Source organism: Mycobacterium sp. (assembly GCF_050701515.1).
In the GTDB taxonomy this organism is placed as follows: domain Bacteria; phylum Actinomycetota; class Actinomycetes; order Mycobacteriales; family Mycobacteriaceae; genus Mycobacterium.
Map to the genome: position 1 here is coordinate 1 of NZ_JBOGDB010000239.1, position 26,236 is coordinate 26,236.

Below are 26,236 nucleotides of genomic sequence, written 5' to 3' on the forward strand. Positions count from 1 at the left end.
CAGTTCCACCATGGCGACCGGCGTCTCGCCGAGGCGCCCATCGCTGCGGCCGACGACCGCCGCGCCTTGTACCGCCGGGTGGTCCTCGAGCGCGCTGCGGACATCGTCGGGCATCACCTTGAACCCACCGCGGATGATCGCCTGATCGGCGCGCCCCAGAATCCACAAGAATCCGTCAGTGTCGATGCGCGCTATGTCGGTGGTCCGGATCCAGTCCGCGGACGGTCCCAGCTGGCCAGGTTTGACCTCGAGGAGACCGGGCTGATCGGGGCGGAGCGGGGTGCCGTCGTCCCCGACCACCCGCAGTTGGGCCCCGGGGTTGGCGCGGCCCACGCTGCCCCGTTTGGCGCGCCAATGCTTCCGATACTCCGCGAGCGTCCAGCCGGCCACGCCTCCGCCGAATTCGGTTGCGGCGTAAGACGTCAGGACCGGTATGCCGAACTTCTCGGTGAACGCGTCGGCGTCCTCTGCGGACAGTGGCGCGGTGCCGGATGTGACCGCGCGGATGCTCTCCAGATCGCCCCGAGTCAGATCGGAATGCAGCACTGCGCGCAGAGCGGCGGGCACCAAGGACACCGCCTTCGGCCGATGCTTACGGACCGCCTCGCTCCAGCGGTCCAGATCGAATCGCTCAAGCAGCACAAAGGGTCTGGCCTCGGTGACGCACTGCAGCACCCGGAACACGCCGCCGATGTGAACCAGCGGTGCGTTGACGATCGCGACACCGCTGCGGACTTCGCTAGGCGCCGGCGACCGCTCCGGTTCGGTGCCCATCACGCTAACCGCCAGCATGTCGAAGGTGAGATCCACCCGCTCCGGCGGGCCGGTCGTTCCGCTGGTCAACATCCGCACCGCGACCCCGGGCCAGCCGGTATCGACAACCTCGCCGGTCGCTAGCACCTCCGGCTCGGAATCCAAAGCCGAAATCGATATCATCGTCGTTCGGGGCGCCGGCCCGACCAAGTCGCTCAAGTCGTCGGATGCGCCGATGATCACCGGCAGCCGAAGGTCTTTGATATCCGCTTTGGTGCGGTCGTCCCCGCGGGACGGATTGATGACGACGACGGACCCGCCGGCCAGCAGCACCCCGAGCAACGCAGCCACGTGCGCCGGCCGGTTGCGCAGCAAGATCCCGACCTGCGGTCGATCGTTGACCAGCGACGCGATCTGACGGGCCAGCATGCCGACCTGCCGCCACGAGAACCATTGGTCCTCATACTCGATCGCGGACTCATCGGGCGCCAGATCGAGCACATCGGAGATGCGCCGGCGCAGCGGGTGATCGCTCATCAGCGGATCCGTGGTTCGGTGTCGGCGACGCTTCCCTGGCTCGCGAGCTCGGCCTTGCCGATCGGATTTCCCAGCCGGGTGTAGATCAACCCCTGCTCCAGTGCGGCACGGTAGGGTTTGTCGAGCGATTCCCAGATCGCCTTCACGGTGCCCTGTGTCGCCGATGGTGGCTTGCCGGCGATCGTCGCCGCGATCTCGTGGGCACGGACCCAAAGCTGGTCGGTGGCGACCACTTCCGAAACGAGTCCGATCCGAAGCGCGGTGTCCGCGCCGACGCGTTCGTCGTTGCCCATCAGCGCGATCCGCAGCGTCTCGCCCAGCCCGATGCGGCGCATCAGCCCGATCGGCTCCAACGCGCACACCAGGCCGGCGCTGACATGGGAGTCGAAGAACGTCGCATCGTCCGAGCAGATGACCACATCGGACTCGTTGATGAAGTAGAAGGCACCGGCGGTGCACATGCCCTGAACGGCGCACACCACGGGTTTCCACATCTTCTGCCACTTCGGGCTGAGCGATTCGCCCGGATCCTCGTGGTTCCACACGTTGTCCGGCTGACCGTACGGCGTCTTGACATCGAGGCCGGCGCTGAACGCGCGACTGCCCGCCGCGCGCAGGACGACGGCGTTCACCGACTCGTCGAGCTTGACCGTGCGCCAGGCCACCGCGATCTCCTCGCACATAGTGCGGTTGAAGGCGTTGAGCGAATCGGGCCGATTCAGCGTGATGGTGGCGACGTGATCGGCCGCATCGACGTCGAGCAGAATCGTTTCAAAGGTCATCGGCACTGCCAGTCCGGTGCGCGCTTCTCGACGAATGCCCTCGGTCCCTCCAGGGAGTCCTCGGTGTGCAGGTTACGTTCGCGGAAGGACTCGGCGAGCATCTCGGCCTCATGCATGGGCAGTTCGAGTCCCTTGATGATGGCCAGCCGGGTACCCCGCACGGCGAGCGGTGCATTCGAGTTGATGATGTCGGCGATCTCGTGAGCTCGCTCGAGAAGATGGTCGTGCTCAACGATTTCGGTGATCATCCCCAGCTCGTATGCCCGCTGTGCGGTCATCCGCTCATGCTTGCCCATCAACGCCGTCCGAAGCGCGACCGAGCGTGGCAGCACCCGGGCCAGGCGCACCATTTCACGTCCCGCCACCAGCCCGATACTCACGTGCGGATCGAAGAAGGTTGCCTTCTCCGACGCGATCACGACGTCGCCAGTGGTGACCCAGTCCAAGCCGGCGCCGCAGCAGATTCCGTTGATGGCCGCCAGCACCGGTTTGGCCATCCGCCGGAACGGGGGAGTGCCTTCCTGCGGCGCCTCCCATTGTTCGTAGGTCGACAGGTACGGCCGCTCGTTGATGACCTTGCCGTCCTCGGGAATCTGCTTTGCGTCCGCACCGGTGCAGAATGCGCGGCCGGTGCCGGTGACGATGAGAATCCAGACGTTGACGTCGTTTTCGGCTTCGTCGTAGGCGGCACGCAGTTCGGTGATCATGTGCGGGCTGAGCGCATTGAGGGCGTCGGGACGGTTCAGCGTGATCGTGGCCTTGTGCCCGTCGACCTCGTATTTGATGGTGGCGAACGACCTAGCAGCCATCGGGTATCCCTTCGTCGATTCGCTTGTCGGTCATCGTCCGTGGAACTCCGGCGTGCGGCGTTCGCGGAATGCGGCCAGACCTTCACCGAGCAGCAGCATCCGCTTGGCCCGCGCCAGACCCGCCAGCCGGGCATCGTTGGCGGCCACGGTGAAGTCGGCGGCCGGCGCAAGGTCGCCGGTGTTCGTGGTGACCCAGTCCGCACCCGCGCAGAAGTCGTCGCCGGCGCCGACGATATGGATGGCGCGCGAATGGCTCAGCGAGTTGCGGCTGGCCGGACGATCGAGCGTGAGCCGCAGTACTGCGCCATCACGCTGCGCGATCACCGCGCCCTCAGCGTTCATCGACTTCCTCGCCCTATATGGATACCCATACAGTAGGCTATACCATTACTGACCTGAACAAGTAGCAAGGGAACTCATGGCGGATGGCGATACGGCCCGATTCGGCGAGCAGCCTCTCGCGCAGACCGTTGCCGCCGCCGGCGCCCTCCGGCGGCTGGCCGGATTGCTGCTGTCCTTGGAGCATGCACACCCGACAGTGGACGGCATGCTTGCGCAGTTGGCCGACTGGGAGAATGAACTGGCCGCTGCGGCCCCGCCGGACAACACACCACGGATCGGCGCGGATGACGACACCCAACGGGTGTATCTGTCGCACGCATTCGACATCGGGTCCTTCAACCCCTGCTTTCCGGAATACCGGTTCGACCGCATCGATGCCCAGACTGCCGCCGGTAGCGTCACGTTCCCCGTGGTGTACGAAGGACCACCGGGGTTGGTACACGGCGGATTCCTCGCCGTCTTCTTCGACTGCATTACCCAGCACCAGAATTGCGCCACGCAGCTGTCGGGCAAGACGCGTTCGCTGACCGTGACCTTCCGCCGCCCGACGCCCATCCTCACCGAGCTGCAGTTCGACATCGTCCGGTCACAGAATGACCGGGGAGTCACGTCGACGGCGCGTCTGATTCTCGACGACGAGGTGCTCTGCGTCGGCGAAGCAAACACCCTCGCCCTCTCCCCGGGCCAACTCACCGGGTTCAACTTCAGCAAGCGAAGGATCCGACGATGACGAGCTCCGCGGACGACCGCGTTCTGTTCGAGGTGGATAGCGACAAGCGCATCGCGACGATCACGTTGAACAATCCCACGCAACGCAATTCCTACGACGCCGGCATGCGCGACGCCGTCGCCCGATATCTGGATCGCGTCGCCGAAGACGACGACATCACCGTGGTGCTGCTACGCGGGTCCGACGGTGTGTTCAGCACCGGGGCGGACATGAACAACGCGTACGGCTGGTACGGCGAGGGTGGTGATGGCGCGAAGAGTCGCCCCAGTCAGCGTCGACGGTTGACCGTCGATCGCAAGTCGTTCGGCTTTTACCACAACCTGATGGGCTTCCCGAAGGTCACGGTCGGCGAGATCAGTGGGTACGCGCTCGGCGGTGGCTTCGAGATGGCGTTGATGACAGACATTTCCGTCATCGCCCGCGACACCAAGCTCGGCATGCCGGCAACCCGCTTTCTCGGCCCGGCGCTGGGCAGCCTGCACATGTTCTTCCACCGGCTGGGCCCGGTGCTGGCCCGTCGACTCCTGTTGACCGGGGACATCATCGAAGCCGGCGCGATCGAGCATCTGGGTGTCTTCACCGAGACCTGCGATCCGGAGAAGACGCGGGCGCGGGCGCGGTATTGGGCGGAGAAGGCGGCCAAGATGCCGGCCGATGGCGTTGTCATTGCCAAGGAGGCGTTCCGTCTCGTCGAACAGAGCCAGGCCTACCAGGGCGAGGAAGTGGCGAGTTACCTGTTCCACGCCTACGGGACGAACCTGCAGTTCGCGCCGGGGGAGTTCAATTTCGTCAAGACGCGGGCGCAGCACGGAACCAAGGAGGCGTTCCGGCTGCGTGACGAGCATTTCCACGTCCCCGATCCGGAGTAACCCTGGGGCAGCCGCCGACAGCGATACAGTATCTGCTACTTTTGTAAAGTCGTTAACGCCAAACCCGAGGTCGAGGAACATGCCTGAACCCGTCATCGTCGCTGCCGCCAGGACAGCGATCGGTCGATCCTTCAAAGGGACGCTTGTCAACACGCCTCCGGAGACGTTGATCACCGCCGTGCTGCCGGAGGTCGTGCGCCGATCCGGCGTTGATCCCTCGGCGTTCGACGACATCATCTTCGCCGAATCACACTACGGCGGTGGGGATCTCGCCCGGTATGCGGCCGATGCCACCGGCATGCACGATGTCCCCGGCCAGTCGGTGAACCGGCACTGTGCGGGCAGTTTGACCGCGATCGGCAACGCGGCCGCGCAGATCGGCTCCGGCATGGAGCGGGCGCTGGTCGCCGGCGGCGTGCAATCACTGTCGATGACGCCGCAGGTGAACTGGCGCATCCCCGGCCCCGAGCTGAAGTTCGAGGAACGGTGGATGCCACCCACCCACGTCGAGACGCCGGATGCACCCTGCCGCGACATGTCGATCACCGTCGGGTGGAACACCGCGCAGGCCGTCGGCATCACCCGCGAAGAGATGGACGCCTGGGCCGCGCGGTCACATCAGCGCGCCATCGCCGCGATCGACGACGGCAAGTTCGTCGACGAGATCATCCCGCTGAAGGTGCAGCAGTTCGACGGATCGGTGATCGACTTCAGCGTCGACGAGCATCCGCGCCGCGATACCACGGTCGAGAAGCTGGCCGGGCTCAAGGTGCTGCATCCCGAGATCGAAGGTTTCTCGATCACCGCGGGCAACAGCAGCGGCACCAACGACGCTGCGGCCGCGGTCGCACTCGTCGACGGTGACTACGCCGACGCGGAGAAGCTGACGAAGATGGCGACCGTGAAGGCATGGGCCGCAGCGGGCGTCGCGCCCCGCGATTGCGGACTCGGTGCGGTGAAGGTGATCGGCAAGGTGCTGGACCGTGCCGGGTTGAAGCCGTCCGACGTCACGCTGTGGGAGATCAACGAGGCGTTCGCGTCGGTGCCGATCGCGGCGTGCCGGGAGTACGGCATCGACGAGGAACTGGTGAACTTCTCCGGAAGTGGTTGCAGCCTCGGCCATCCCATTGCGGCGTCGGGCGCGCGGATGGTGACCACGCTGGTCTACGAGCTGCAGCGGCGCGGCGGCGGCATCGGCGTCGCGGCCATGTGCGCAGGCGGCGGCCAGGGCGGAGCGGTCGTCGTAGAGGTCTAACGCTTGGTGGCCTGGCGGGTGGACTTGGCCGGCTTACCATCCGCATCGATAAGCCGTTCGGCGTGGTCGAGGATGCACTCCAAGCCGTACTCGAAGTTCTTCTCGTCGGCCGCGGCGATGCGGTGACCCTTCTCGGTCACTTGAGCGAGCAGCGGTGCGGACTCGGGATCGATGACCATGCCTTCCTCGAAGTCGCTCGGCCCGTCCTCTGCTGCCGCCCGGTTCTTCTCGTGGAGACGCTGTAACACCACCGACCCGCGGACATGAACGGACACCGCGGAATACGTGTCGAAGGCGTCCTCCGGTGACAGCCCGGCCTCCGCCAAGCTGGCGATCGCCTTCTCCATCTCGTGCACGCCGGCGCGTGCCGCCCGTGGGCTGAGCGCCGACCGAATCAAGATGAGGTCGCACAGAATCGGATTGCCCATGAAGGTCTTTCGCATGGTGCGCGCATGGTTGTGCAACGTCTGACGCCAGTCCTTGGCTTCCACATACGGAGTCGCGAAAACGTACTGGCGCAGCGCGCGGTCCGTCATCGCGTTCAGGAGGTCGTCCTTCTTGCGGAAGTACCAGTAGATGCTCGTCACTCCGACGCCGAGGTGCTTGCCGAGCAGCGGCATGCTCAGGTTGTCGATGCCCACTTCCTCGGCGAGCTCGAATGCGCCATTGATGATGTCGTCGGGATTGATGGACCCGCGCTCGCGTCTTTGACGCTTCTCGGCGGTTGCCTGCTTTGCCACGAAGGGCACCTCCATCAGGTCGATGACCAGGATCGGTTACGCCAATCTACTGTAATCCCTATAGTAAGCTTTTCTGGCATGGATCTGGGGCTGAAAGACGCAACCGCAGTGGTCGTCGGCGGTGGCCGCGGCATGGGCTTCGCGGCCGCTAGCTGCCTCGCCGACGACGGCGCCCGGGTGGCCATCGTCGGCCGCACACGGGCGGTTCTCGACAAGGCGGCCAAAGATCTGTCGGCCCGTGGGAGCCCCGACGCGCTCGGGTTGGTGGCCGACGTCACCGACACCGGAGCCGTCCAGGGCGTGTTCGACGAGTTGAGCGAGCGGTGGAACGGCGAGCTCAACGTGCTCATCAACGCGGCCGGGCCGGGCAGCGTGGGGACCTTCGAGGACCTCACCGACGACCAATGGCGGGAGGCCGTCGATGACGGCGTGATGGGAATGGTGCACTGCGTGCGTTCGGCACTTCCGCTGCTTCGGAAGGCGGAGTGGGCGCGGATCGTCAACTTCTCGGCGCATTCGACGCAGCGGCAGAGTGTCATCCTGCCCGCTTACACCGCGGCCAAGGCGATGGTCACCAGCATTTCCAAGAACCTGTCACTGCTGCTGGCCAAGGACGAGATCATGGTGAATGTGGTTTCGCCGGGCAGCATCGCGTCGGAGGCGCTGAAGGGTTGGGCCGAATCCGTTGGCGTCGACGGAAGCGATCCCTACGCGTTGATGTCCGCCATCGACAAGCACTTCGGGCACCCTGCGCACCTGCCCCGCGCCGGACTGCCGGACGAGATCGGGCCTGTCGTCGCATTCCTGGCCTCTCGGCGTAACTCCTACATGACCGGCGCCAACATCAACGTCGACGGCGGTAGTGACTTCACCTAGCCCAACCTGAGGAGTGAATTGTGGCCAACACCAAGGAAGCTCGTTCGTGGGCACGAAGCGCGCTGCGCGGAATCGGCGACTCCCTGTACACACCGTTCTGCGGCAAGGACGGCGACGACATCGACTGGGACGCGTATCGGACACTGGTTCGCTACTGCGTCGGCGAGCTGGGACACTCGATGCTCTGGTGCACGAGCGGCATCGCGGAGTTCTGGTCACTGACGCTCGACGAGCGAAAACGCTTGCTGGAGGTGGCGATCGAGGAGGGACGGGCGGCGAACCCCGACATCGTCGTGCAGGCGTGCACGGCGGCCATGTCGGCGAAGGACTGCCTCGAGCTGACACAGCACGCGCAAGACGCGGGCGCGGACATCGTGTACATCCAGACTCCGATGATGGAGGCGCACGGCGGCGAAGGTGTGCTGAACTTCTTCCGCTACATCGGCGACCGCACTGACATCGCGCTCGGCATGTTCAACTCACCGTCGTCCGGCTACGTGTTGACCCCCGCCGAGGGTGCGCGGATCTACCAGGAGATTCCCGCGGTCTGCGCCACCAAGGAGGGGGCGTTCCGGCCGGCTAGCAGCCGGTTGCTGCACGAGTTGGCTCCCGATCTGGCGGTCTGGGAGTGCGACAAGACGGTGTATCGCGCCGGCTGGCTGCGGGACGGGGTGGTGTGTCCAGCACAACTCGGCACCGCCGGCTATCTGTTCGAAACCCCGCAGCGGCGAGTGTTCTCGGAGTACTGGGACCTGATCGTCAACGACAAACTGGTCGAGGCGATGGACTATGCCCGCGAGTCGGGGATGGACCAGTTCGACATCGATATGGGTTCATGGTTCACGTGCTATCCCGGCCGGCCGGACTACTTCACGCACTGGGGAGGCGCGTTCAAGTACGCGGCGTCGGTGCTGGGCCTGCCGATCGGGGCGTATCCCCATTCCCGGCCGCCGCAAGCGGAGCTGCCGGCCGCGGCGCGGGACCAGATCGACGCTGCTTACCGCCGGTTTGGGCTCCTCGACGACTGAGCCGCAGGCCGATTGCGGAAGGCACTACCGATAGGTGTACAGTATGTGCATACATCGAGCTCCAGCCGATGCCTGAGGAGGTCCGCTGGGTGAGCGTTCCCGAGCCGGTCACGTACCAGCACCGCGGCAGCGGCGTGGCCGTGCTGACCCTCAACCGGCCCGAGCGGATGAACGCGTTCGGCGGTGGCCTGGCCGCGGCGTTCTACTCGCATCTCGACACGGCCGAGGCCGATCCGTCCGTGCGCGCCATTGTGTTGACGGGAAGCGGGCGGGCGTTTTGTGCCGGGGCGGACATGGGCGACCTGTCCTCGATCGAGAACACCAGCACCGACGGCGACACCGATGTGGCCAAGTTGGTCGGCGATCGGCATCCGCATTTCGTGACGACATTGGGTAAGCCGGTTATCGCCGCGATCAACGGAGCGTGCGCAGGCATCGGGTTGACTCAGGCGCTGATGTGCGATGTCCGCTTCGCGGCGGCGGGCGCCAAATTCACCACGTCGTTCGCCCGGCGCGGCCTGATCGCCGAGTACGGCATCTCGTGGATCCTGCCCAGAGTCGTCGGTTGGGGCGCCGCACTCGACCTGCTGTTGAGTGGTCGGGTGTTCTATGCCGAGGAGGCAGCCGAACTCGGCCTGGTCAAGGAGGTCGTCGCGCCCGAGGACCTGCTGCCGCGCGCCATCGCGTACGCCGAGGACATCGCCGCCAACTGTGCACCCAGCTCGCTGGCGGTGATCAAACAGCAGGTGTACGGCGACGCGATGCGGGATGTCTTCGAGACCAGCGATCTTGCGGAAAAGCTCATGCATGCGTCGATGTTGCGCCCAGACTTCATCGAAGGCATCACCGCGTTCTTCGAGAAGCGTCCGCCCAACTTCCCGCCGCCGAGCGAGTGACGAATTGCCGCACCGGAAAGGACAGAGGCAATGGCATTGGACTACAAGCCGATTGACGTCGACAACCATTACTACGAGCCGCTCGACTCCTTCACCCGGCATCTAGACAAGGCGTTCAAGCGCCGTGGTGTGCAGATGGTCAGCGATGGCAAGCGCACCTCGGCCGTGATCGGGGACCGGGTCAACCACTTCATCCCCAACCCCACCTTCGACCCGATCATCGTCCCCGGCTGCCTGGATCTGCTGTTCCGCGGCGAGATCCCCGAGGGCGTCGACCCGGCATCGCTGATGAAGGTCGAGCGGTTGGCCGAGCACCCCGAGTATCAGAACCGCGACGCCCGCGTCACGGTGATGGACACTCAGGGCATCGAGACGGTGTTCATGCTGCCGACCTTCGCGTGCGGTGTCGAGGAAGCGCTGAAACACGACATCGAGGCGACGATGGCGTCGGTGCATGCGTTCAACCTGTGGCTGGACGAGGACTGGGGTTTCGACCGACCCGACGGCCGGATCGTCGCGGCGCCGATCATCTCGCTGGCCGACCCCGAGCAGGCTCTTGAAGAGGTCGAGTTCGTGTTGGCGCGCGGCGCCAAACTCGTGCTGGTGCGGCCCGCTCCGGTGCCCGGTGTGGTCAAACCGCGGTCGCTGGGCGATCCCAGCCACGACCCGGTGTGGGCCCGGTTGGCCGAAGCGGGCGTGCCGGTGGGCTTCCACCTGAGCGACAGCGGCTATCTGCATATTGCGGCGATGTGGGGCGGCAAGTCGACCTTCGAGGGATTCGGTGCCAAGGATCCGCTGGACCAAGTACTCCTCGACGACCGCGCGATCCACGACACGATGGCCTCGATGATCGTGCACGGGGTGTTCACCCGCCATCCGAAACTGAAGGCGGTCAGCATCGAGAACGGCTCGTACTTCGTGCACCGGCTGATCAAGCGGCTCAAGAAGGCGGCCAACACCGCGCCCCGCCATTTCCCCGAGGACCCGGTGGAACAACTCAAGAACAACGTGTGGATTGCGCCGTACTACGAGGACGACTTGCCGGAGCTGGCCGAGACCATCGGTATCGACAAGATCCTGTTCGGGTCGGACTGGCCGCACGGCGAAGGCCTTGAAACGCCGGTGGACTTCACCGAGGAACTCACCGGATTCAGCGACGCGGACAGCCGAAAGATCATGCGCGACAACGCCTTGGATTTGCTGGGTGTCAAGGTGGGATCGCCGGCTTAGTCGGCCAAACCCATGAGCGAATGGACCATAGGGGCGGTGCTCGACGCCATCGCCGACGTCATTCCGGACCGCACGATGACCGTATGCGGGAACCGGCGAAGCACGTTCGGCGAGTCGGCAGACCGGACCCGTCGGCTGGCGAACTTTCTGGCCGCCAGGGGATTGGGGGCGCATCGCGAGCGAAATGCCCTCGAGCGCTGGGAGTGCGGTCAGGACCGTGTCGCGCTGATCATGCACAACGACCTATACCCCCACATGGTGATCGGGTGCCTCAAGGCGCGTGCGGTGCCGGTCAACGTCAACTATCACTACACGCCCCACGAGATCGGTGAGCTGCTCGACTACATCCAACCGCGGGCGGTGATCTACCACCGGTCGCTGGGCGCGAAGTTCGCCGACGTGCTGCCGTTTCCCAGCGCCGACCTGCTGGTGTCGATCGATGACGGAAGCGCGGCGTCCGAACTACCTGGCGCGGTTTCGCTGGGTGACGCTTTGACACAAGGGGATATCGACCAGAACGTTACGCCGTCGCCCGACGACTTGTTGATGATATGCACGGGCGGCACCACGGGACGGCCGAAGGGCGTGCTGTGGCGGCAGTCCGACATTTACGTGTCGTCAATGGTGGGCGCCGACCACGAATCCGCGGCGGAGATCCAGGACAAGGTGCGCGCGACAGGCGCACCTTGGTTCGCGGTGTCACCGCTGATGCACGCCGCCGGGATGTGGACCGCATTCTCGGCGATCATGCACGGTATTCCGGTGGTCATGTACGACACCGGCAACAAGCTCGACCCGCGGTCGGTGTGGGAAACCGCCGAACGCGAGAAGGTCGGCCTGATGACGATGGTCGGCGACGCGTACGCCGCACCGCTGGTCGAAGAACTCCAACGCGGTGATTACGACTTGTCGGCGCTGAGTGCCATCGGCACCGGCGGTGCCGCCACCAATCCGAAATATCAACGCGCGCTGTTGGAATCACTGCCCCATATCACCCTGATCAACGGCTACGGCTCCTCGGAGACCGGCAACATGGGATTCGGGCACAGCCAGCGGGATAACCGGACCGACACCTTTCAGCTCAGGGAGGGCGGACGGGTCCTCTCCGAGGATTACAGCCGATTCCTGAAGCCGGGCGATCAAGAGGTCGGCTGGGCCGCCCGCACGGGGCGGATCCCGCTGGGCTACTTCAATGATGCCGAGGCCACCAGAAAGACGTTTCCCGAGGTGCACGGCCAGCGGGTGGTGATCTCGGGTGACCGCGCCAGCGTCGAGCCGGACGGCACTCTGCGACTGTTCGGCCGCGATTCGCTCGTCGTCAACACCGGTGGCGAGAAAGTGTTCGTGGAGGAAGTCGAGGAAGTTCTGCGCGCGCACCCGGCGATCGCCGACGCGTTGGTGGTTGGACGGCCGAGCGAGCGCTGGGGTGAAGAACTTGTCGCTCTGGTGGCATTGCGTAATGGCGCCGAAACCTCCCACGAGCCGCTGCATGCGCATTGCACGTCGCAACTGGCGCGATTCAAAGCACCGAAGGAATACATCTTCGTCGAACACGTCCATCGCCTTGGCAACGGCAAGGCGGACTACCGGTGGGCGAAAAGCACTGCGGCCCAGCGGGTGATGACATGACTCGGGACGTGATTGATTGCCTCATCAACGTGCACTTCGGCGAGACCGATCAGCAGCCAACCTGGATGCTCAAGGTGCGTGACGACTATTTCAAGGGCCCGGAGTCGATGTTCGCACCGGTCGACCTGTCCGAGCTGATCGACGAAATGGACGAGCAAGGCGTACGCAAGGCCGTCCTGATGGACAACCTTGCCGAGCCGTCGACGACCGCACGCAAGTTCGTTGAGGCGAAGCCGGACCGGTTCGCCCTGGCGATGGGCGGCGTCAACCTGCTACGCCCAATGCCCTCGCTGCGGAAGCTGACCGCCGTCGTCAACAGCCTGCCAGTTGCGTATACCGTTGTAGGACCCAGCTTCTGGGGCGATGGCCAGTATCCGCCCAGCGACGCGGTCTACTACCCGCTGTACACCAAGTGCGCCGAGATGGAGCTACCGCTGTGTATCAACACCGGTATCCCCGGACCGCCGATTCCCGGTGAGGTGCAGAACCCAATTCATCTCGACCGAGTGTGTGTCCGCTTCCCCGAACTGAAGCTGTGCATGATCCACGGCGCCGACCCGTGGTGGGACATCGCGATCCGGTTGATGATCAAGTACCAGAACCTGCGCTTGATGACCTCGGCGTGGTCGCCCAAGCGACTGCCGGAATCCCTGCTGCACTTCATGCGGACACGTGGACCGGACCGGGTGATATACGCGTCGGACTGGCCGGTGCTGAGAATGCGGCGAGTTGTTCCCGAAGCACTATCGCTGGACCTGCCGGCAGAAGTGCTCGACAACTATCTGCACAACAACGCACACGAATTCTTCTTCGGAGGCAGGGAACAGGAGAGCTGACGATGGACCGGTACGAACTACGCAGATTGGACTACAGCCTCGCCGAGGATCACCAGGCCGTCCAGGAGGCGTACAAGCAGTTCTTCAAGACGCACTGTTCGATCGAAACCGTTCGGGCCGCCGAGGCGTCCGGGTTCGACAAGAGCCTTTGGGAGCGGCTGTGCTCGATGGGTGCCACGACGATGGCCCTACCGGAGTCCTGCGGTGGGGACGGGGCGACGCTCGTCGACTTGACGCTGGTGGCCGAGGAGGTCGGCCGCTCCCTGGCACCCGTTCCGTGGATCGACCATGTCTGCGCCGCGCGATTGCTCGCCCGACTGAAAGCGCTGGACTCGGCCGACATCGGCTCCGATGTTGTTGCTGGCAGGCGGCTCGTCGCCCTCGATCCGCAACACGACAGCGTGTCGGGGGTCAGGTTGATCCCCACCGGGTCGGTCGCCGACCACATCATCGTCCGCGATGGCCAAGAGATCGTGCGGCTGAGTTTCGACACCCGTCCCGCCAAGGTCGACAACATCGGCCGGTTGCCGATGGCGTGGGTCGACCCGGCCGCCGCCGGCAGCCGAACGGTCCTGGCCAGCGGCCCCGATGCGCTCGCGGAATACCAACGCGCACTGGACGAATGGAGGCTACTGACCGGCGCCGCTCTGGTGGGTCTCGTCGAGGAGACGATGAACATCGCCGCCGAGTTCGCCAAGACGCGTTACACCCTCGGCGTGCCCATCTCCACGCTGCAGGCCATCTCACATCCGCTGGCCAACATCGCGATCGTTGTTCAGGGCGGCCGCAACCTGGCCCGGCGGGCAGCGTGGTTCCTCGACAACGAACCCGCTGAGCGGCCGGAGTTGGCGCCATCGGTGTTCGTGTTCATGGCCGAGGAGGCGGCCAAGGCGGCGACGATGGCGGTGCACATCCAAGGCGGGCTCGGCGTGTCCGCTGAAGCGGCGGCCTCCGCGTACCTGCTGCGCGCGCGCGGCTGGGCACTGGCCGGCGGCGACCCCGGCGCCAGCGCCAAGTACATCGCCGAGATCGTCGCGGCGCGCGAAGGAGCGAACTGATGGACTTCTCACGCGTCGAGCTATCCGACGACGACAAGGCATTCCTCGAGGAGTCGCGAGCGTTTCTCAAAACCATCGTGACCGAGGAGGTCAAACGTCGCGATCGGGAAACCGGCGACAACTTCGACGAGGCCGTGCATCTGGCGATGGGGACCGCCGGCTACCTGGCCCGTGACTGGAAGCCGGAATCCGAAGGCGGCTTCGATCGGGTCAAGCGGCGTATCTGGCAACTCGAGAAGCGACGGGCGCATGTGCCGTGGGTGACTGCGGGAACCACCGCGATGATCGCCCGGTCGGTGGAGAGGTTCGGCTCACCCGAATTGAAAGCCGAAGTGATGCCGCGCGTGTTCAGTGGCCACGTCCGGCTGTGCCTGGGCTACACCGAACCCGAGGGCGGCTCGGACGTCGCGACCTGCAAGACGCGCGCAGTGCGCGACGGCCACGGCTGGATCATCAACGGCTCCAAGATGTTCACCACCGGCGCGCACAACTGCCAGTATGTATTCCTGATCACCAACACCGATCCCGATGCGCCGAAGCACAAGAGCCTCACCATGTTCCTGGTCCCGCTGGATGTGCCGGGCATCGAGATCCAGGGCATCCGCACCGTCGACGGCGACCGCACCAACATCGTCTACTACAGCGACGTACGCGTCGACGACAAGTACCGGCTGGGCGAGGTAAACGACGGTTGGACGGTGGTGCGTGAACCGCTCAACGTCGAGCACGGCGCGGTGGACGCCGCCCCGGACGGGCTGCAAGACGTGTCGATCATGATGCATCAGGCCGCTTTCATGGCCGACGCCGTCGACAAATCCGCCGCGAAGGTCACCGAGAAGGATCCCAACGGTCGCCGCTTGATTGACGACGCGTCGGTGGCGTACCGACTGGGCCGCAGCGTCGCCCGGATGGAGGCCGCGCTCTCGGCTCCCAGCATCTTTGGCCGGGTGGCTCTCGCACAGACGATGCGCGACATCTCGCCGGACCTGATGGACATCCTGGGTACGGCAGCGACGCTGCCGATCGGTACCGACGGCGCCGCCGACGACGGTGCGGCCGAATACATTTACCGGTTCGCGCCGTTGGTCGGCATCTACGGCGGAACCCTCGAGGTGTTCCGCAACATGATCGCGCAGTACGTCCTCGGGCTCGGGAAGCCGAACTACTCGCCGCCGGTGGCGAAGAAGGCCTCATGACGCACTAAGAGTTGACCCGGCCCCGTCGTCGACGGATCGGCGCCCGGCCCGGCGGCGGCTGTGGGGCGGGTAGCTGTGGAGTGCATGGTTTGAGCGGTACGGTGCGCGGCGACTGCGTATCGAGGCTGATGTCCTCACCGCAGTGGCGAATCGTCAGCTCGGCATCCGAGCCACCACGAAGGGTGTAGGTGGCTTCGGAATGGCGGACGTCAACCGTGAGCCGTAAACCCCGCCAGCGCAGTCGGAATCGTAAACACGAGATGCCGTCGGGCAGCTGGGGATTCAGCGCCAGCACGCCCTCGTCGTCGCGAAGGCCGCCGAAACCGGCGACAAGTGCGGTCCAGGCTCCGGCCAGCGACGCCATGTGCAGGCCGTTGCGGGTGTTCTGGTGCAGATCCCTTAGGTCGATGAGCGCGGCCTCGTAGGTATAGTCGTGCGCCAGTTCGAGATGGCCGACCTCGGCGCACATCACCGCCTGAGTGCACGCCGACAGCGACGAGTCGCGCACCGTGCGGCGCTCGTAGTAGTCGACGTTGCGGGCCTTCTGCTCGGCGGAGAAGGCATGACTTTGCCACTGCATCGCGAGCACCAGGTCGGCCTGCTTGATGACCTGCGACGGGTAGAGCCTCACGTAGGGCTCGTGCAAAAGCAGCGGATAGCTGGTGTTCTCGGTGAAGTTCCACTCCCGCAGCGTGGTGAATCCCTCGCACTGCTGATGCACGCCCAGCTCTTCGTCGTAGGGAATGTGGGCGGCGTCGGCGGCGTCGCGCCAGGCGGCCATCTCTTCGGTGCTAACCCCCATGGCGCGGGCGGCCTCGGGATGACGGGTACATGCCGCGGCCGCGGTGCGAAGGTTGTGGGCCGCCATCAGGTTGGTGAACACGTTGTCGCGCACCACGGCGGTGTATTCGTCGGGCCCGGTGACACCGTCGAGGTGCCATACCCCGTTGCGGTCGTGATGTCCCAACGACTGCCACATTCGCGCGGTGTCTACCAGAACTGCCAGGCCGCACTCTTGTTCCAGCGATTCGTCGCCGGTAACGACGCGGTAGCGCTCGAACGCCATGGCGATGTCGGCGTTGACATGCCAGGCGCCGGTTCCGGCCGGCCAGTATGCCGAGCACTCCTGTCCGCGGATGGTGCGCCAAGGAAAGCAGGCGCCTTCCAAATCCAATTCAGCGGCGCGCTCGCGAGCGAGTTGCAGCGTGGAGGCACGCCAGCGCAACGCGTCGGCGGCGGCGTGTGCGTGCGTATACGTCAGCACCGGCAGCACGAATCCCTCGGTGTCCCAGAAGGCGTGGCCGTCATAGCCGGTGCCGGTGAGTCCCTTGCCGGGGATCGCGCGTCGCTCGGCGCGTGCGCTTGCCTGCAGCACGTGGAATAGCCCGAACCGCACCGCCTGCTGACAATCGGCGTCGCCGTCGACCTCCACGTCGGCGCCGTCCCAGAAGTCATCGAGGAAGTCGCGTTGGGCGTCCAACAAGCCTTGCCATCCGCAGTAGCGCGCCCCGGTGATCGCGCCCGCGACCTGGTCCCGCAGGGCGGGGCGGGATCGCAGGCTCGACCACCCGTAGCCGAGGTACTTGACGATCCGCAGTCGCTGGCCCGGCCGCAGACCGCAGATCACCGTGGTGCGCGCGAGATCCGCGCGTGCATCGGTGCTGACTTCGACTCGGCCGGGCACATCGATGTCGTGGTCCATCGCCGCGGCCATCATGAGCTTGCTGCCCCGGGTCTGGTGCTGCAGTGTCGCCCCGGTATCGGTGTGCTCGTGTGCGATGGCCACCAGCGGGTGGCTCAGCACGGCCGAGGCCCGGGGATCAGCCGAGGCCGGTGGGGCGTCCTCGTTGGCGACGAGTTCGGATTGCACTGTGACCCGGACGAATTCATCGACTGCTTCGACGACGTATTCGATGGCAGCCACACCGCGCTGCACCAGAGACGCCAGCCGAGTCGATTGCATCCGTATCGGTCGGTTGGCGGGGGAGCGCCACATCGCCCGGCGCGTCAACGTGCCGGCGCGCAGGTCCAGCACCCGCTCGTGCTCCAACAGCTCGCCATAACGCACGTCGAACGGCTCATCGTCGACGAGCAACCGCACGATTTTGCCGTTGGTCACGTCGACCAGCGTCTGGCCATCCTCGGGGTAACCGAAGCCGGCCTCGGCGTACGGCAACGGCCGCACCTCGTAAAACGCATTCAGGTAGGTACCCGGCAGCCCATACGGTTCGCCTTCGTCGAGATTGCCGCGCAGGCCGATGTGCCCGTTGGACAACGCGAACAACGATTCGGACTGCGCAAGCTGATCCAGGTTGAGCGAGGTCTCGCGCAGCTGCCACGGTTCGACCGGAAACGCGCCGTCGGAGATCATTGCGCCACCAGCAGATCGGCGAGATCGGTCACCACGATGTCGGCGCCGTTGCGCTGCAACTCTGTGGCGTGACCAACGCGATCGACGCCAACGACGATGCCGAAGTGACCGGCCCGGCCGGCCTGCACGCCCGCCAGAGCGTCCTCGAACACGGCGGCGTGATCGGGCGCCACCCCGAGGAGTTCCGCGGCCCGCAGAAACGAGTCAGGCGCCGGCTTGCCGCGAATGCCTTCCTCGCGCAACGTGACGCCGTCGACGCGGCGCTGCACGTACCGATCGAGGCCGGTCACCTCGAGCACCTCAGCGGTGTTGACCGACGACGACACCACGGCGGTCGCCAAACCCGCCTCGGCCACCGCTGCCAGATATCGCTGCGAACCCTCGAACACCGTGACCCCGTGCTCGTGCAGCTCGGTCAGGAACGCCGCGTTCTTGCGGTTGCCCAAGCCCCGCACCGTCTCGGCGCTCGCATGGTCGTCGGGGTCGCCGTCGGGCAGCGTGATGCCGCGGCTGGCGAGAAACGAGCGCACACCATCCTCGCGTTTCTTGCCGTCGACATACGTCTGATAGTCGCTGGCCGCGTCGAACGGCGTGAACGGCTCGCCGTGGTCCGCCGCACGGTTGCGCAGATAGTCGTCGAACATGGACTTCCAGGCCACGCGATGGACGCTCGCGGTATCGGTGAGAACCCCGTCGAGGTCGAACAAACAGGCCCGCACGTCAGAGGGCAAACCGAGCACCATGACCTCCTTCCGCCCGTATGCATACCCACTTCGGCGGAAATCAGGTCGTTAGGACCGTCGCCGCGGCGGTGCCCGGCGCGCCGTACAGCTGGGCGAACCCGGTCTTGGGCTGCCCGGGCACCTGACGATCGCCGGCCTCGCCGCGCAATTGGCGCACCAACTCGTGGATCTGCCGCAGTCCCGACGCGCCGATCGGCTCGCCGTTGGCGATGAGCCCTCCGTCGGTGTTGATCGGCATCGAGCCGTTGATCTCGGTGGCACCGTCGGCCAGCAGCTTCTCCTGCTCACCGTCGGGACAGAAGCCGCACTCGGCCATGTGGATGATCTCGGCGCCGGCGTCGGTGTCCTGCAACTGAATGACGTCGACGTCGTCGGGTGCCATGCCGGCCTTGTCGAACGCGGCGCGTGACGCGTACACGGTGGGGGACACATCCTCATCGACGGGGGCGAAGGTGGTATTCACCTCGTAGGCGCCGTAGCGGCGGGTGCGGACTTCGACCGCACGCAGGTACACCGGCTTGCTGGTGTAGCGGTGTGCGATGTCGGCACGGCACATCACGGCGGCCGCGGCGCCCTCGTCGGGCGCGCAGAACATGTACTGCGTCAACGGGTAGTTCAGCATGGTCGAGTTGAGGATCTCCTCTTCGGGGATCGGCCTGCGCCGGAACGCATTCGGGTTCAGCGCGCCGTTGCGGAAGTTCTTGGCGGCCACCTTGGCGAGTGTCCCTTGCGAGATGCCGTGGTCGTGCAGGTAGCGGTTGGCCTTCATCCCGAAGAACTTGGTGGTGAGGTACTGACCGTTCTCGGCATACCAGCTCGGCATCCCCACCAGGGCGGGGTCCTCGGTGAACGCGCCTCGTGGATGCTTGTCGAGGCCGACGGCGATGCCGATGTCGTAGTCGCCCAACCGGATGCCGTCCGCGCACGCCTTCGCGGCGCTGGCGGCGGTGGCGCACGCATTGAAGACGTTGGTGAACGGGATGCCGGACAGCCCGACCATGCTGACGATCGCGTCCGGGTTGGCCACCGTCCAGCTGCCCCCGGTGGCGAATTGGACGTCGTTCCATTCCACACCGGCGTCGGCGACCGCGGCGAAGATGGCGTCGACGCCCATCTCCATCGCGGACTTGCCCTCGAACCGCCCGAACGGATGCAGGCCCACGCCGATGATGGCAACGTCATTCATGTCGTCAGTTCCTCCCAATTACCGATGTCTAGGCGATGGCGCCGGAGTCCTTGAGCTCGGCGATTCTGTCCCAGTCCATCCCGAGTTCCATCAGCACGATCTCGGTGTGCTCGGACGACTGCGGGGCGCGGGTAGTTTCGAGTGGCTCGTGGTTGAACTGGACAGGCCCCCGGACAACCTTGAACGGCGCACCGCCGTCGCCGGCCTCCACCTCGACGATCATGTCGTTGGCGATCGCCTGTTCGTCGGTGCCGAGCTCGACCAGGCTCTGGAACGGCGCCCACTGACCCCTCATCGTCTTCAGATGCTGGCGCCAAAACTCGAACGGCTTGCCGCGGATCGCTGCCGCGATCAGCTGGGCGGCCGCCTCGGCGTTCTCGATGAGCGGGAGCACATCGGCGAAGCGCGGGTCGTCGGCCAACTCCGGAAGTCCCAGATGCTCGAACGCATCCCGGATGTAGCCGGTCGGGCTGACGATGCACAGGTTGATGGTGCCGCCGTCCGAGGTCAGGTAGTTGGCCATGAACGGGTTCACCGTCGGCCCTATGGAATCCGGCATGAGAGAGCGCATCGTCTCGCCCGACTCCATGCCGTGGGTGACGCTCGCACCCGCCGCCCACCAGGCCGTGCTCAGCAGCGATACGTCGAGCTCCGTCGCCTCGCCGGTGCGCTCGCGATGAAACAGCGCGGCCGAGATCCCGCCAGCGATGTTCATCCCGCCGATGGAGTCTCCGAACGCGGGGATGCCCTGAGACAAGGCACCGCCCAGCTCCTCGGGTGTCAATGCGTGCCCCACGCCGCTGCGCGTCCAGAAGGCGGTGCCGTCGTAGCCGCCGACGTCGCGCTCCGGCCCCTTGTCGCCGTAGGCACTGCCGCGCGCATAGATGATCTTGGGATTCACCGCGCGGATGTGTTCGACGTCGAACTTGTTCTTCTGCCGTTGTGCGGGCATGTAATTGGTCAGGAAGACGTCGGCGGTCTTGGCGATTTCATAAAGCACTTCCTGGCCGTCTGGCTTCGACACGTCGATGCCGACGCTGCGTTTGCCCCGATTGGGATGTTCGATCAGCGGATGCCGATTGGAGTCCATCGCGAACCCGCCCATGTTGATGAAGCCGCGCTGAGTGTCACCGCGCACCGGGTGTTCCACCTTGATGACGTCGGCACCCCAGTCAGCCAGTATCGCCCCGGCCGCGGGAACGAACGTGAACTGCGCAACCTCGAGGACCCGCACGCCCTCCATCACCTTGATCAACTCAGTCCTCCTGTTGCTTGATCAAACTCTGCGCGTGATCGAGTATGCAGTCGAGGATGTAGTCGAAGTTGATGTCGTCGGCGACACCGATGCGGTGACCCTTGTCGGCGACCTCGGCGATGAGCGGCATGGTTTCGCGGTCGATCAGCCTGCCCCGGTTGCCGGACGGCGGCCGAACACCGGTCATCTTGTCCTGCAGGCGTTCCAGCACAACCGAGCCGCGGACGTGCACGGCGATCGCCGCGTAGGTGTCGAATGCGTCGTCCGGGATGAGCCCCGCCTGGACCAGGGCCGCGACCGGCTGCTCGATCTTCCTCAGAGCGTTGTGCGCGGCCTGCATCCCGTAGGTGCCGCGGATCAGGATGAGGTCGCAGAGAACCGGATTGTCCCGGAATGTCTGCCGCATCTTGTGGGCGTGGTTGTGTAACGACTTACGCCAGTTGTCGGCGTCGATCGACTCCACGGTGAAGTCGTAGGTGTGTAGCGCGCGATCGGTCATCGCGTTGAGCAGGTCGTCCTTCTTCCGGAAGTACCAGTAAATGCTTGTGACACCGACGCCGAGATGTTTGGCCAGCAGCGGCATGCTCAGGTTGTCCATCGAGACTTCGGCAGCGACCTCGAAGGCACCGCTCAGGATTTCGTCGACGCTGATGGAGCCGCGTTCGCGTCGTCGGCGCGTCTCAGTGGGTGTGGATCTGGCCATGGTGGATCACCCCACGGCGTCGAACGTCACCGCAAGCGCCTTGGGTGAGCGGAAGGGCTGGCCGTGGATGTGGGGGTCGTCATCGGTGATCAGTTTGATGTCGGTCAACCGATCGAGAAGGCACTCGAGTGCGACGCGGGTCTCCATCCGGGCAAGGTGAAGGCCCATGCAGGTGTGCTCACCCGCGGCGAACGTGATGTGCGGGATGCGTTTTCGGAAGATGTCGAACTCCTCTGGCCGTTCCCAACGATTCTCGTCGCGGTTCGCCGATCCGATGCACACGTCGATCACCGATTCCGCGGGAAGCTCGACGCCTTCGAGTTCGCAGGCTTCTGTCGCGAACCGCTGCACGGTGGTCAATGGCGTCTCGAACCGCAACCCCTCCTCGATGGCCGGTGCGATGAGTTCGCGGTCTTGCTGGACCGCCCGGAACTGGTCGGCATGGGTGAGCAAGAGGAACAGCAGGTTGCCCGACGAGCGGTATGTCGTTTCCAAACCGGCGGGCAGTAGCAGCCGCAGGAAGGAATAGATTGCTTCGTCGCTGAGCTTCTCGCCGTCGATCTCCGCGTTGACCAGATCGCAGATGATGTCCTCGGTGGGTTCGGCTCTGCGCTTGTCGATCTGACTGAGGAAGTAGTCCTTCAGCGCCGCTGAAGCCTCGAACGCACGCTTGTACTTGACGGTGTAACTGATCAACTCCACGGCGCGCCTGCGGAACCACGGCAGGTCTTCCTCGGGCAGGCCCAACAGCTTCGAGATGACGCGGGTCGGAAATTCGAAGGTGAAGTTCTGCACCAGGTCGGCCTCGCCGGCGTCGATGAATTCGTCGATCAACGCGTTGACGACGGGACGAACGATGGTCGGTTCCCACCGCGCCAGCGTCTTGGACTTGAAGGCGGCGGAGACAAGGTTGCGATGTTCGCGATGCTTCTTGCCCTCCATCGCCAGAATGGTCGGGCCGATGAACAACCCGATGGTGGAGTCGTAGATCGCCGAATTGAACACCCGGCTGTCCCGGAACACCCTGTTGACCGCGTCGTACGACACTGCGGCGTAGAGGTGCTCGGGTCGCAGGGAGTCGGGTGTCTTGGACCAGTCCATGACGGAACCCCGGAACACGCCGGATTCCCGGCGCCGCCGGGCGAACATCGGATACGGATCGCGAAGAGGGTCGAAGCGCTTCTCGGCCGTCGCGGCGATGTCCTGAACTTGGCTGTCCAAGGCTCACTCCAGCATCTTCGAATGGACTCACAATACTACTGTAAAGATTACAGTATACTATATTGTGGACGAGTGGACCGCGTGACCGAACCCCAACCGGCCGAGCTACGCGCAATCCTGGACAGCCAACGCCGATCATTCTCCGACGAGGGACCGCCGAGTGCCGCCGTCCGGCGCAACCGCATCGACCGATTACTCGCGCTGGTGCTGGACAACACCGACGACTTCGTCGAGGCGATGGCGGCCGATTTCGGCACTCGGCCCAAGGCCGGCTCGTTGTTCACCGAAATCCTCGGCATGATTTCGGTCATCGAGCACACCAGATCCCATGTGCCGCAGTGGATGCGGGCTACGAGGTTGATGCGTGCCGCGCGGCTGTTCGGCCTGAGGGCCGAGGTGCAGCCATCCCCGCTGGGTGTCATCGGAATCATTGGCCCGTGGAACTTTCCGCTCAACCTCGTCGTGCTGCCCGCCTCGGCGGCGTTCGCCGCCGGCAATCGGGTGATGATCAAGATGTCGGAGGTCACGCCCGGGACGGCGGAGCTGATGAAGGCGACAGCACCGAAGTATTTCGACTCGACCGAGCTCGACGTCGTGACCGGCGGGCCGGACATCGCGGCCGCCTTCTCGAGGCTGCCCTTCGATCACCTTTTCTTCACCGGTTCGCCCTCGGTCGGCGCCCTGGTGCAGCAGGCGGCGGCGGCCAACCTGGTGCCGGTGACGCTGGAACTCGGCGGCAAGAATCCGGTCGTGGTGTCCCGCGACGCGGACATTGCCCAGTCGGCAACCCGAATCGCTGCGGGTCGAATGATCAACGGAGGGCAGGTCTGTGTCTGTCCGGACTATGTTTTCGTGCCCGACGACCGCGTGGAGGACTTCGTCGATGTCGCGAGGGGGACCTTGCGCGGGATGTTTCCCTCGATCATCGCCAATGAGGACTATTGCTCGTCGGTGAACCAGGCCAACTTCGACCGAGTCGTCGGACTGATCGACGATGCGCGGTTCAACGGCGCCAGCGTCGAGGCCGTCGCTCCGGACGGTGAATCACTGCCCGACCGCGCTTCCCGCAAGATCGCACCCACGATCGTGCGCGATGTCGACGAGCGGATGCGAATTGCCAACGAGGAGATCTTCGGTCCGGTGCTGGTGGTCAGGCCGTACTCGCAATTGACCGACGCCATCGGCTACATCAACCAGCGACCCGCCCCGCTGGTGGCGTACTGGTATGGCCCCGACAACGCCGACTTCCGCACCTTTGTCCGCAACACCCGCAGCGGGGGAGTCGCGCGCAATGATTTTGCGGCCCAGATGATTCCGTCTGCCGCACCGTTCGGCGGGGTCGGCCGCAGCGGCATGGGCGCCTACCACGGCAAGGCCGGGTTCGATGCCTTCAGCCATTACCGCACGGTGGTCGGCACCGATCTGCCGTTCAGCATCACCGGACGGGCCGCGCCGCCGTTCAGCGGATCGATGCGGGCCATCACCGCTGTCGGGTTGAAGATGGCGCGCAACCGAACCAGCCGTCGCCTCAGGCGCCGCCGCTGACCGCCTGTTCGCGGGCCCACCGATAGTCGGCCTTGCCCGCCGGGCTGCGCTCGATGACCGGCCGGAACACCACCGCTTTCGGCAATTTGTACCGAGCAAGGGAGCCGGCGGCGTGGTCGATCAGTTCCTCGGCATCGGCGCTTGCGCCGTCGGCGAGCGCGACGATCGCGACGACCTCCTGCCCCCATCGCTCGCTGGGCCGGCCCGAGACGACGACGTCGGCGACCGCCGGGTGCGAAGCGACCGCCGTCTCGACCTCCTCGGCGAAGATCTTCTCGCCGCCGGAGTTGATGGACACCGAGTCACGGCCGAGCAGTTCGATGGAGCCGTCCGCGAGGTGGCGCGCGCGATCGCCCGGCACCGAGTAGCGCACGCCGTCGATGACCGGGAACGTCGCCGCCGTCTTGGCCGCGTCCCCCTTGTAACCCAGCGGTACATAGCCGCGTTGCGCGAGCCAGCCGATCCCGTCGTGGCCGGGTTCCAGGATCGCGTTGAGGTCCTCGGCCGCCACGAAGGTGTCCGGACCGGCGTTGAACTTGCCGGTCGACACCGCGCCCGACGCCGACATGTGTGTCATCTGAGCGCCGGTCTCCGAGGAGCCCACGCCGTCGACCACGATCAAGCCGGGTTTGGCCTCGATGAGACGTTGTTTCGCCGTCGGGGTCAGCAGTGCCCCGCCATTGGCCACCACCGCCAGCGACGACAAGTCGGCCGCGCCCCCTTCGATGGCCGCTGCGAGCGGTCGCGCCATCGCGTCGCCGACGACGGTCACCGCCATCACCTTCTCCCGCTCGATCGTGCGGACCACCTCGTCCGCGTCGAACCGGCTGGTGACCGTGGAGAACACCACCGACTGGCCGGTGGTCATCGCCGTCATCACCGCCCACTGTGCCGCGCCGTGCATCAGCGGGGGCAGGATCATCAGCCTGGACTCCGGCGCGTCCGCAACGCGCTTGGCGATGTCGTCGTAGGAGTGGGCGAGCTCGCCGGTGTACAGACTGCGGCCGCCGAACGATGTCATGAAGATGTCGTGCTGGCGCCACAGCACACCCTTTGGCATGCCGGTCGTGCCGCCGGTGTAGAGCACATACAGGTCATCGGGCGACGGCTCATTCGGCGGCAGCACTGCGTCACCCGATGCGACGATCGACTCGTAATCCACCGCACCGTGGACCAGGTCATTGCCGGACTCGTCGGCGATCTGGATGAGTACGCGCAGCTTCGGAAGCTCGGGCAGCACCTCGCCAACGCGCGGCGCGAACGTTGCGTGATACAGCAGTGCGGTGGCGCCCGAATCCGCGAGCAGGTATTGCAGCTCGTCCTTGACGTACCGGTAGTTGACGTTGAACGGCGCCACCCGGGCCCGCCAGGCGCCGAGCATCGCCTCGACGTACTCGGGGCCGTTGTAGGCGTAGATGCCGAGCAGATCCTGGCCGACTTCGTGACCGCCGAGCTCTGATCGCTCCGTATGACACCCCAAGCCGCGGGAGTGCAGGTAGGCGGCGAGCCGGTTGGAGCGCTCGACAACTTGTGCGTAGGTGTAGCGCCGGTCGCCCTGGATGATCAGTTCTCGATCGCCGATGGCGCTGACCGCCACGTCGGCGGCGGCCGGAACGGTGAACTGTGGTGCGGAGTCGGACATCGTG

23 protein-coding genes and 1 pseudogene are annotated in these 26,236 nt (G+C 65.4%); 12 read left to right on the forward strand and 12 right to left on the reverse strand.

What is annotated here, in order from left to right; all coding sequences use genetic code 11:
* From ACRDU5_RS18400 to ACRDU5_RS18415, 4 genes and pseudogenes are all read right to left on the reverse strand, one after another.
* A partial coding sequence (locus tag ACRDU5_RS18400) for a class I adenylate-forming enzyme family protein (protein WP_526616150.1) occupies window positions 1-1,290 on the reverse strand: 1,290 nt, incomplete at its 3' end.
* The gene (locus tag ACRDU5_RS18405; protein ID WP_526616151.1) at window positions 1,290-2,072 is read right to left on the reverse strand and encodes an enoyl-CoA hydratase/isomerase family protein; all 783 of its coding nucleotides are present in this window, start codon (window positions 2,070-2,072) and stop codon (window positions 1,290-1,292) included. The genes ACRDU5_RS18400 and ACRDU5_RS18405, both read right to left, overlap by 1 nt.
* Window positions 2,069-2,881 carry an enoyl-CoA hydratase/isomerase family protein gene (locus ACRDU5_RS18410; protein ID WP_526616153.1) on the reverse strand — a complete coding sequence of 271 codons (813 nt, stop codon included), beginning with the start codon at window positions 2,879-2,881 and terminating at the stop codon, window positions 2,069-2,071. The genes ACRDU5_RS18405 and ACRDU5_RS18410 overlap by 4 nt, the downstream gene beginning before the upstream one ends.
* Window positions 2,882-2,962: 81 nt before the next feature.
* Window positions 2,963-3,223: pseudogene (locus tag ACRDU5_RS18415) on the reverse strand (Clp protease/crotonase-like domain-containing protein); the annotation flags it as partial.
* Window positions 3,224-3,299: 76 nt separating this feature from the next.
* On the opposite strand from ACRDU5_RS18415, the gene ACRDU5_RS18420 reads away from it, so the two are divergent.
* The 3 genes from ACRDU5_RS18420 (at window position 3,300) to ACRDU5_RS18430 (ending at window position 6,077) form a co-directional block, all read left to right on the forward strand.
* Window positions 3,300-3,953 carry a hotdog family protein gene (locus tag ACRDU5_RS18420; protein WP_526616154.1) on the forward strand — a complete coding sequence of 218 codons (654 nt, stop codon included), beginning with the start codon at window positions 3,300-3,302 and terminating at the stop codon, window positions 3,951-3,953.
* Window positions 3,950-4,822 (forward strand): enoyl-CoA hydratase/isomerase family protein, encoded by an 873-nt coding sequence (locus tag ACRDU5_RS18425; protein WP_526616155.1) that lies wholly within the window; start codon window positions 3,950-3,952, stop codon window positions 4,820-4,822. The genes ACRDU5_RS18420 and ACRDU5_RS18425 overlap by 4 nt, the downstream gene beginning before the upstream one ends.
* A 79-nt stretch (window positions 4,823-4,901) precedes the next feature.
* Window positions 4,902-6,077 carry a thiolase family protein gene (locus tag ACRDU5_RS18430; RefSeq protein ID WP_526616157.1) on the forward strand — a complete coding sequence of 392 codons (1,176 nt, stop codon included), beginning with the start codon at window positions 4,902-4,904 and terminating at the stop codon, window positions 6,075-6,077.
* Here ACRDU5_RS18430 and ACRDU5_RS18435 read toward each other — a convergent pair.
* Window positions 6,074-6,817, reverse strand: coding sequence for a TetR/AcrR family transcriptional regulator (locus ACRDU5_RS18435; RefSeq protein WP_526616158.1), 744 nt, complete (start codon window positions 6,815-6,817; stop codon window positions 6,074-6,076). The genes ACRDU5_RS18430 and ACRDU5_RS18435 overlap by 4 nt on opposite strands.
* 78 nt (window positions 6,818-6,895) lie before the next feature.
* Here ACRDU5_RS18435 and ACRDU5_RS18440 point away from each other — a divergent pair, with 78 nt between their 5' ends.
* From ACRDU5_RS18440 to ACRDU5_RS18475, 8 genes are all read left to right on the forward strand, one after another.
* Window positions 6,896-7,693 (forward strand): SDR family NAD(P)-dependent oxidoreductase, encoded by a 798-nt coding sequence (locus ACRDU5_RS18440; protein ID WP_526616159.1) that lies wholly within the window; start codon window positions 6,896-6,898, stop codon window positions 7,691-7,693.
* A 62-nt stretch (window positions 7,694-7,755) separates the two neighbouring features.
* Window positions 7,756-8,721 (forward strand): dihydrodipicolinate synthase family protein, encoded by a 966-nt coding sequence (locus ACRDU5_RS18445; protein ID WP_526616201.1) that lies wholly within the window; start codon window positions 7,756-7,758, stop codon window positions 8,719-8,721.
* Between the two features lie 68 nt (window positions 8,722-8,789).
* Entirely contained in the window at window positions 8,790-9,617 is an 828-nt protein-coding gene (locus ACRDU5_RS18450; protein ID WP_526616160.1) for an enoyl-CoA hydratase, read from the forward strand.
* Between the two features lie 30 nt (window positions 9,618-9,647).
* Complete coding sequence (locus ACRDU5_RS18455; protein ID WP_526616162.1) at window positions 9,648-10,847, forward strand: amidohydrolase family protein; 1,200 nt, start codon at window positions 9,648-9,650, stop codon at window positions 10,845-10,847.
* A 12-nt stretch (window positions 10,848-10,859) separates the two neighbouring features.
* Complete coding sequence (locus ACRDU5_RS18460; protein ID WP_526616163.1) at window positions 10,860-12,476, forward strand: AMP-binding protein; 1,617 nt, start codon at window positions 10,860-10,862, stop codon at window positions 12,474-12,476.
* Complete coding sequence (locus ACRDU5_RS18465) at window positions 12,473-13,312, forward strand: amidohydrolase family protein (protein ID WP_526616164.1); 840 nt, start codon at window positions 12,473-12,475, stop codon at window positions 13,310-13,312. Before ACRDU5_RS18460 ends, ACRDU5_RS18465 begins: the two co-directional genes overlap by 4 nt.
* Before the next feature lie 2 nt (window positions 13,313-13,314).
* Window positions 13,315-14,370 carry an acyl-CoA dehydrogenase family protein gene (locus tag ACRDU5_RS18470; protein ID WP_526616165.1) on the forward strand — a complete coding sequence of 352 codons (1,056 nt, stop codon included), beginning with the start codon at window positions 13,315-13,317 and terminating at the stop codon, window positions 14,368-14,370.
* The gene (locus tag ACRDU5_RS18475) at window positions 14,370-15,566 is read left to right on the forward strand and encodes an acyl-CoA dehydrogenase family protein (RefSeq protein WP_526616166.1); all 1,197 of its coding nucleotides are present in this window, start codon (window positions 14,370-14,372) and stop codon (window positions 15,564-15,566) included. Before ACRDU5_RS18470 ends, ACRDU5_RS18475 begins: the two co-directional genes overlap by 1 nt.
* Before the next feature lie 4 nt (window positions 15,567-15,570).
* Here the strand turns inward: ACRDU5_RS18475 and ACRDU5_RS18480 are convergent, their stop codons facing one another.
* The 6 genes from ACRDU5_RS18480 to ACRDU5_RS18505 are packed head-to-tail and all read right to left on the reverse strand — an operon-like array spanning window position 15,571 to window position 23,045.
* Window positions 15,571-17,937, reverse strand: a complete 2,367-nt coding sequence (locus ACRDU5_RS18480) for a glycosyl hydrolase family 65 domain-containing protein (RefSeq protein ID WP_526616167.1) — start codon at window positions 17,935-17,937, stop codon at window positions 15,571-15,573.
* Window positions 17,934-18,680: a beta-phosphoglucomutase family hydrolase gene (locus tag ACRDU5_RS18485; protein ID WP_526616168.1), complete on the reverse strand. Its 747-nt coding sequence runs from the start codon at window positions 18,678-18,680 to the stop codon at window positions 17,934-17,936. The genes ACRDU5_RS18480 and ACRDU5_RS18485 overlap by 4 nt, the downstream gene beginning before the upstream one ends.
* Before the next feature lie 40 nt (window positions 18,681-18,720).
* Entirely contained in the window at window positions 18,721-19,866 is a 1,146-nt protein-coding gene (locus tag ACRDU5_RS18490; RefSeq protein ID WP_526616170.1) for a thiolase family protein, read from the reverse strand.
* Window positions 19,867-19,894: 28 nt separating this feature from the next.
* Window positions 19,895-21,109: a CaiB/BaiF CoA transferase family protein gene (locus ACRDU5_RS18495; RefSeq protein ID WP_526616203.1), complete on the reverse strand. Its 1,215-nt coding sequence runs from the start codon at window positions 21,107-21,109 to the stop codon at window positions 19,895-19,897.
* A 13-nt stretch (window positions 21,110-21,122) separates the two neighbouring features.
* Complete coding sequence (locus ACRDU5_RS18500; RefSeq protein WP_526616171.1) at window positions 21,123-21,824, reverse strand: TetR/AcrR family transcriptional regulator; 702 nt, start codon at window positions 21,822-21,824, stop codon at window positions 21,123-21,125.
* 6 nt (window positions 21,825-21,830) lie between these two features.
* Window positions 21,831-23,045 (reverse strand): cytochrome P450, encoded by a 1,215-nt coding sequence (locus ACRDU5_RS18505; RefSeq protein ID WP_526616172.1) that lies wholly within the window; start codon window positions 23,043-23,045, stop codon window positions 21,831-21,833.
* A gap of 81 nt (window positions 23,046-23,126) precedes the next feature.
* On the opposite strand from ACRDU5_RS18505, the gene ACRDU5_RS18510 reads away from it, so the two are divergent.
* Complete coding sequence (locus tag ACRDU5_RS18510; protein WP_526616173.1) at window positions 23,127-24,590, forward strand: coniferyl aldehyde dehydrogenase; 1,464 nt, start codon at window positions 23,127-23,129, stop codon at window positions 24,588-24,590.
* Here ACRDU5_RS18510 and mig read toward each other — a convergent pair.
* On the reverse strand, window positions 24,574-26,232 hold the full coding sequence (gene mig, locus ACRDU5_RS18515; RefSeq protein ID WP_526616174.1) for a medium-chain acyl-CoA ligase Mig: 1,659 nt from the start codon (window positions 26,230-26,232) through the stop codon (window positions 24,574-24,576). The genes ACRDU5_RS18510 and mig overlap by 17 nt on opposite strands.
* Window positions 26,233-26,236: the final 4 nt, after the last annotated feature.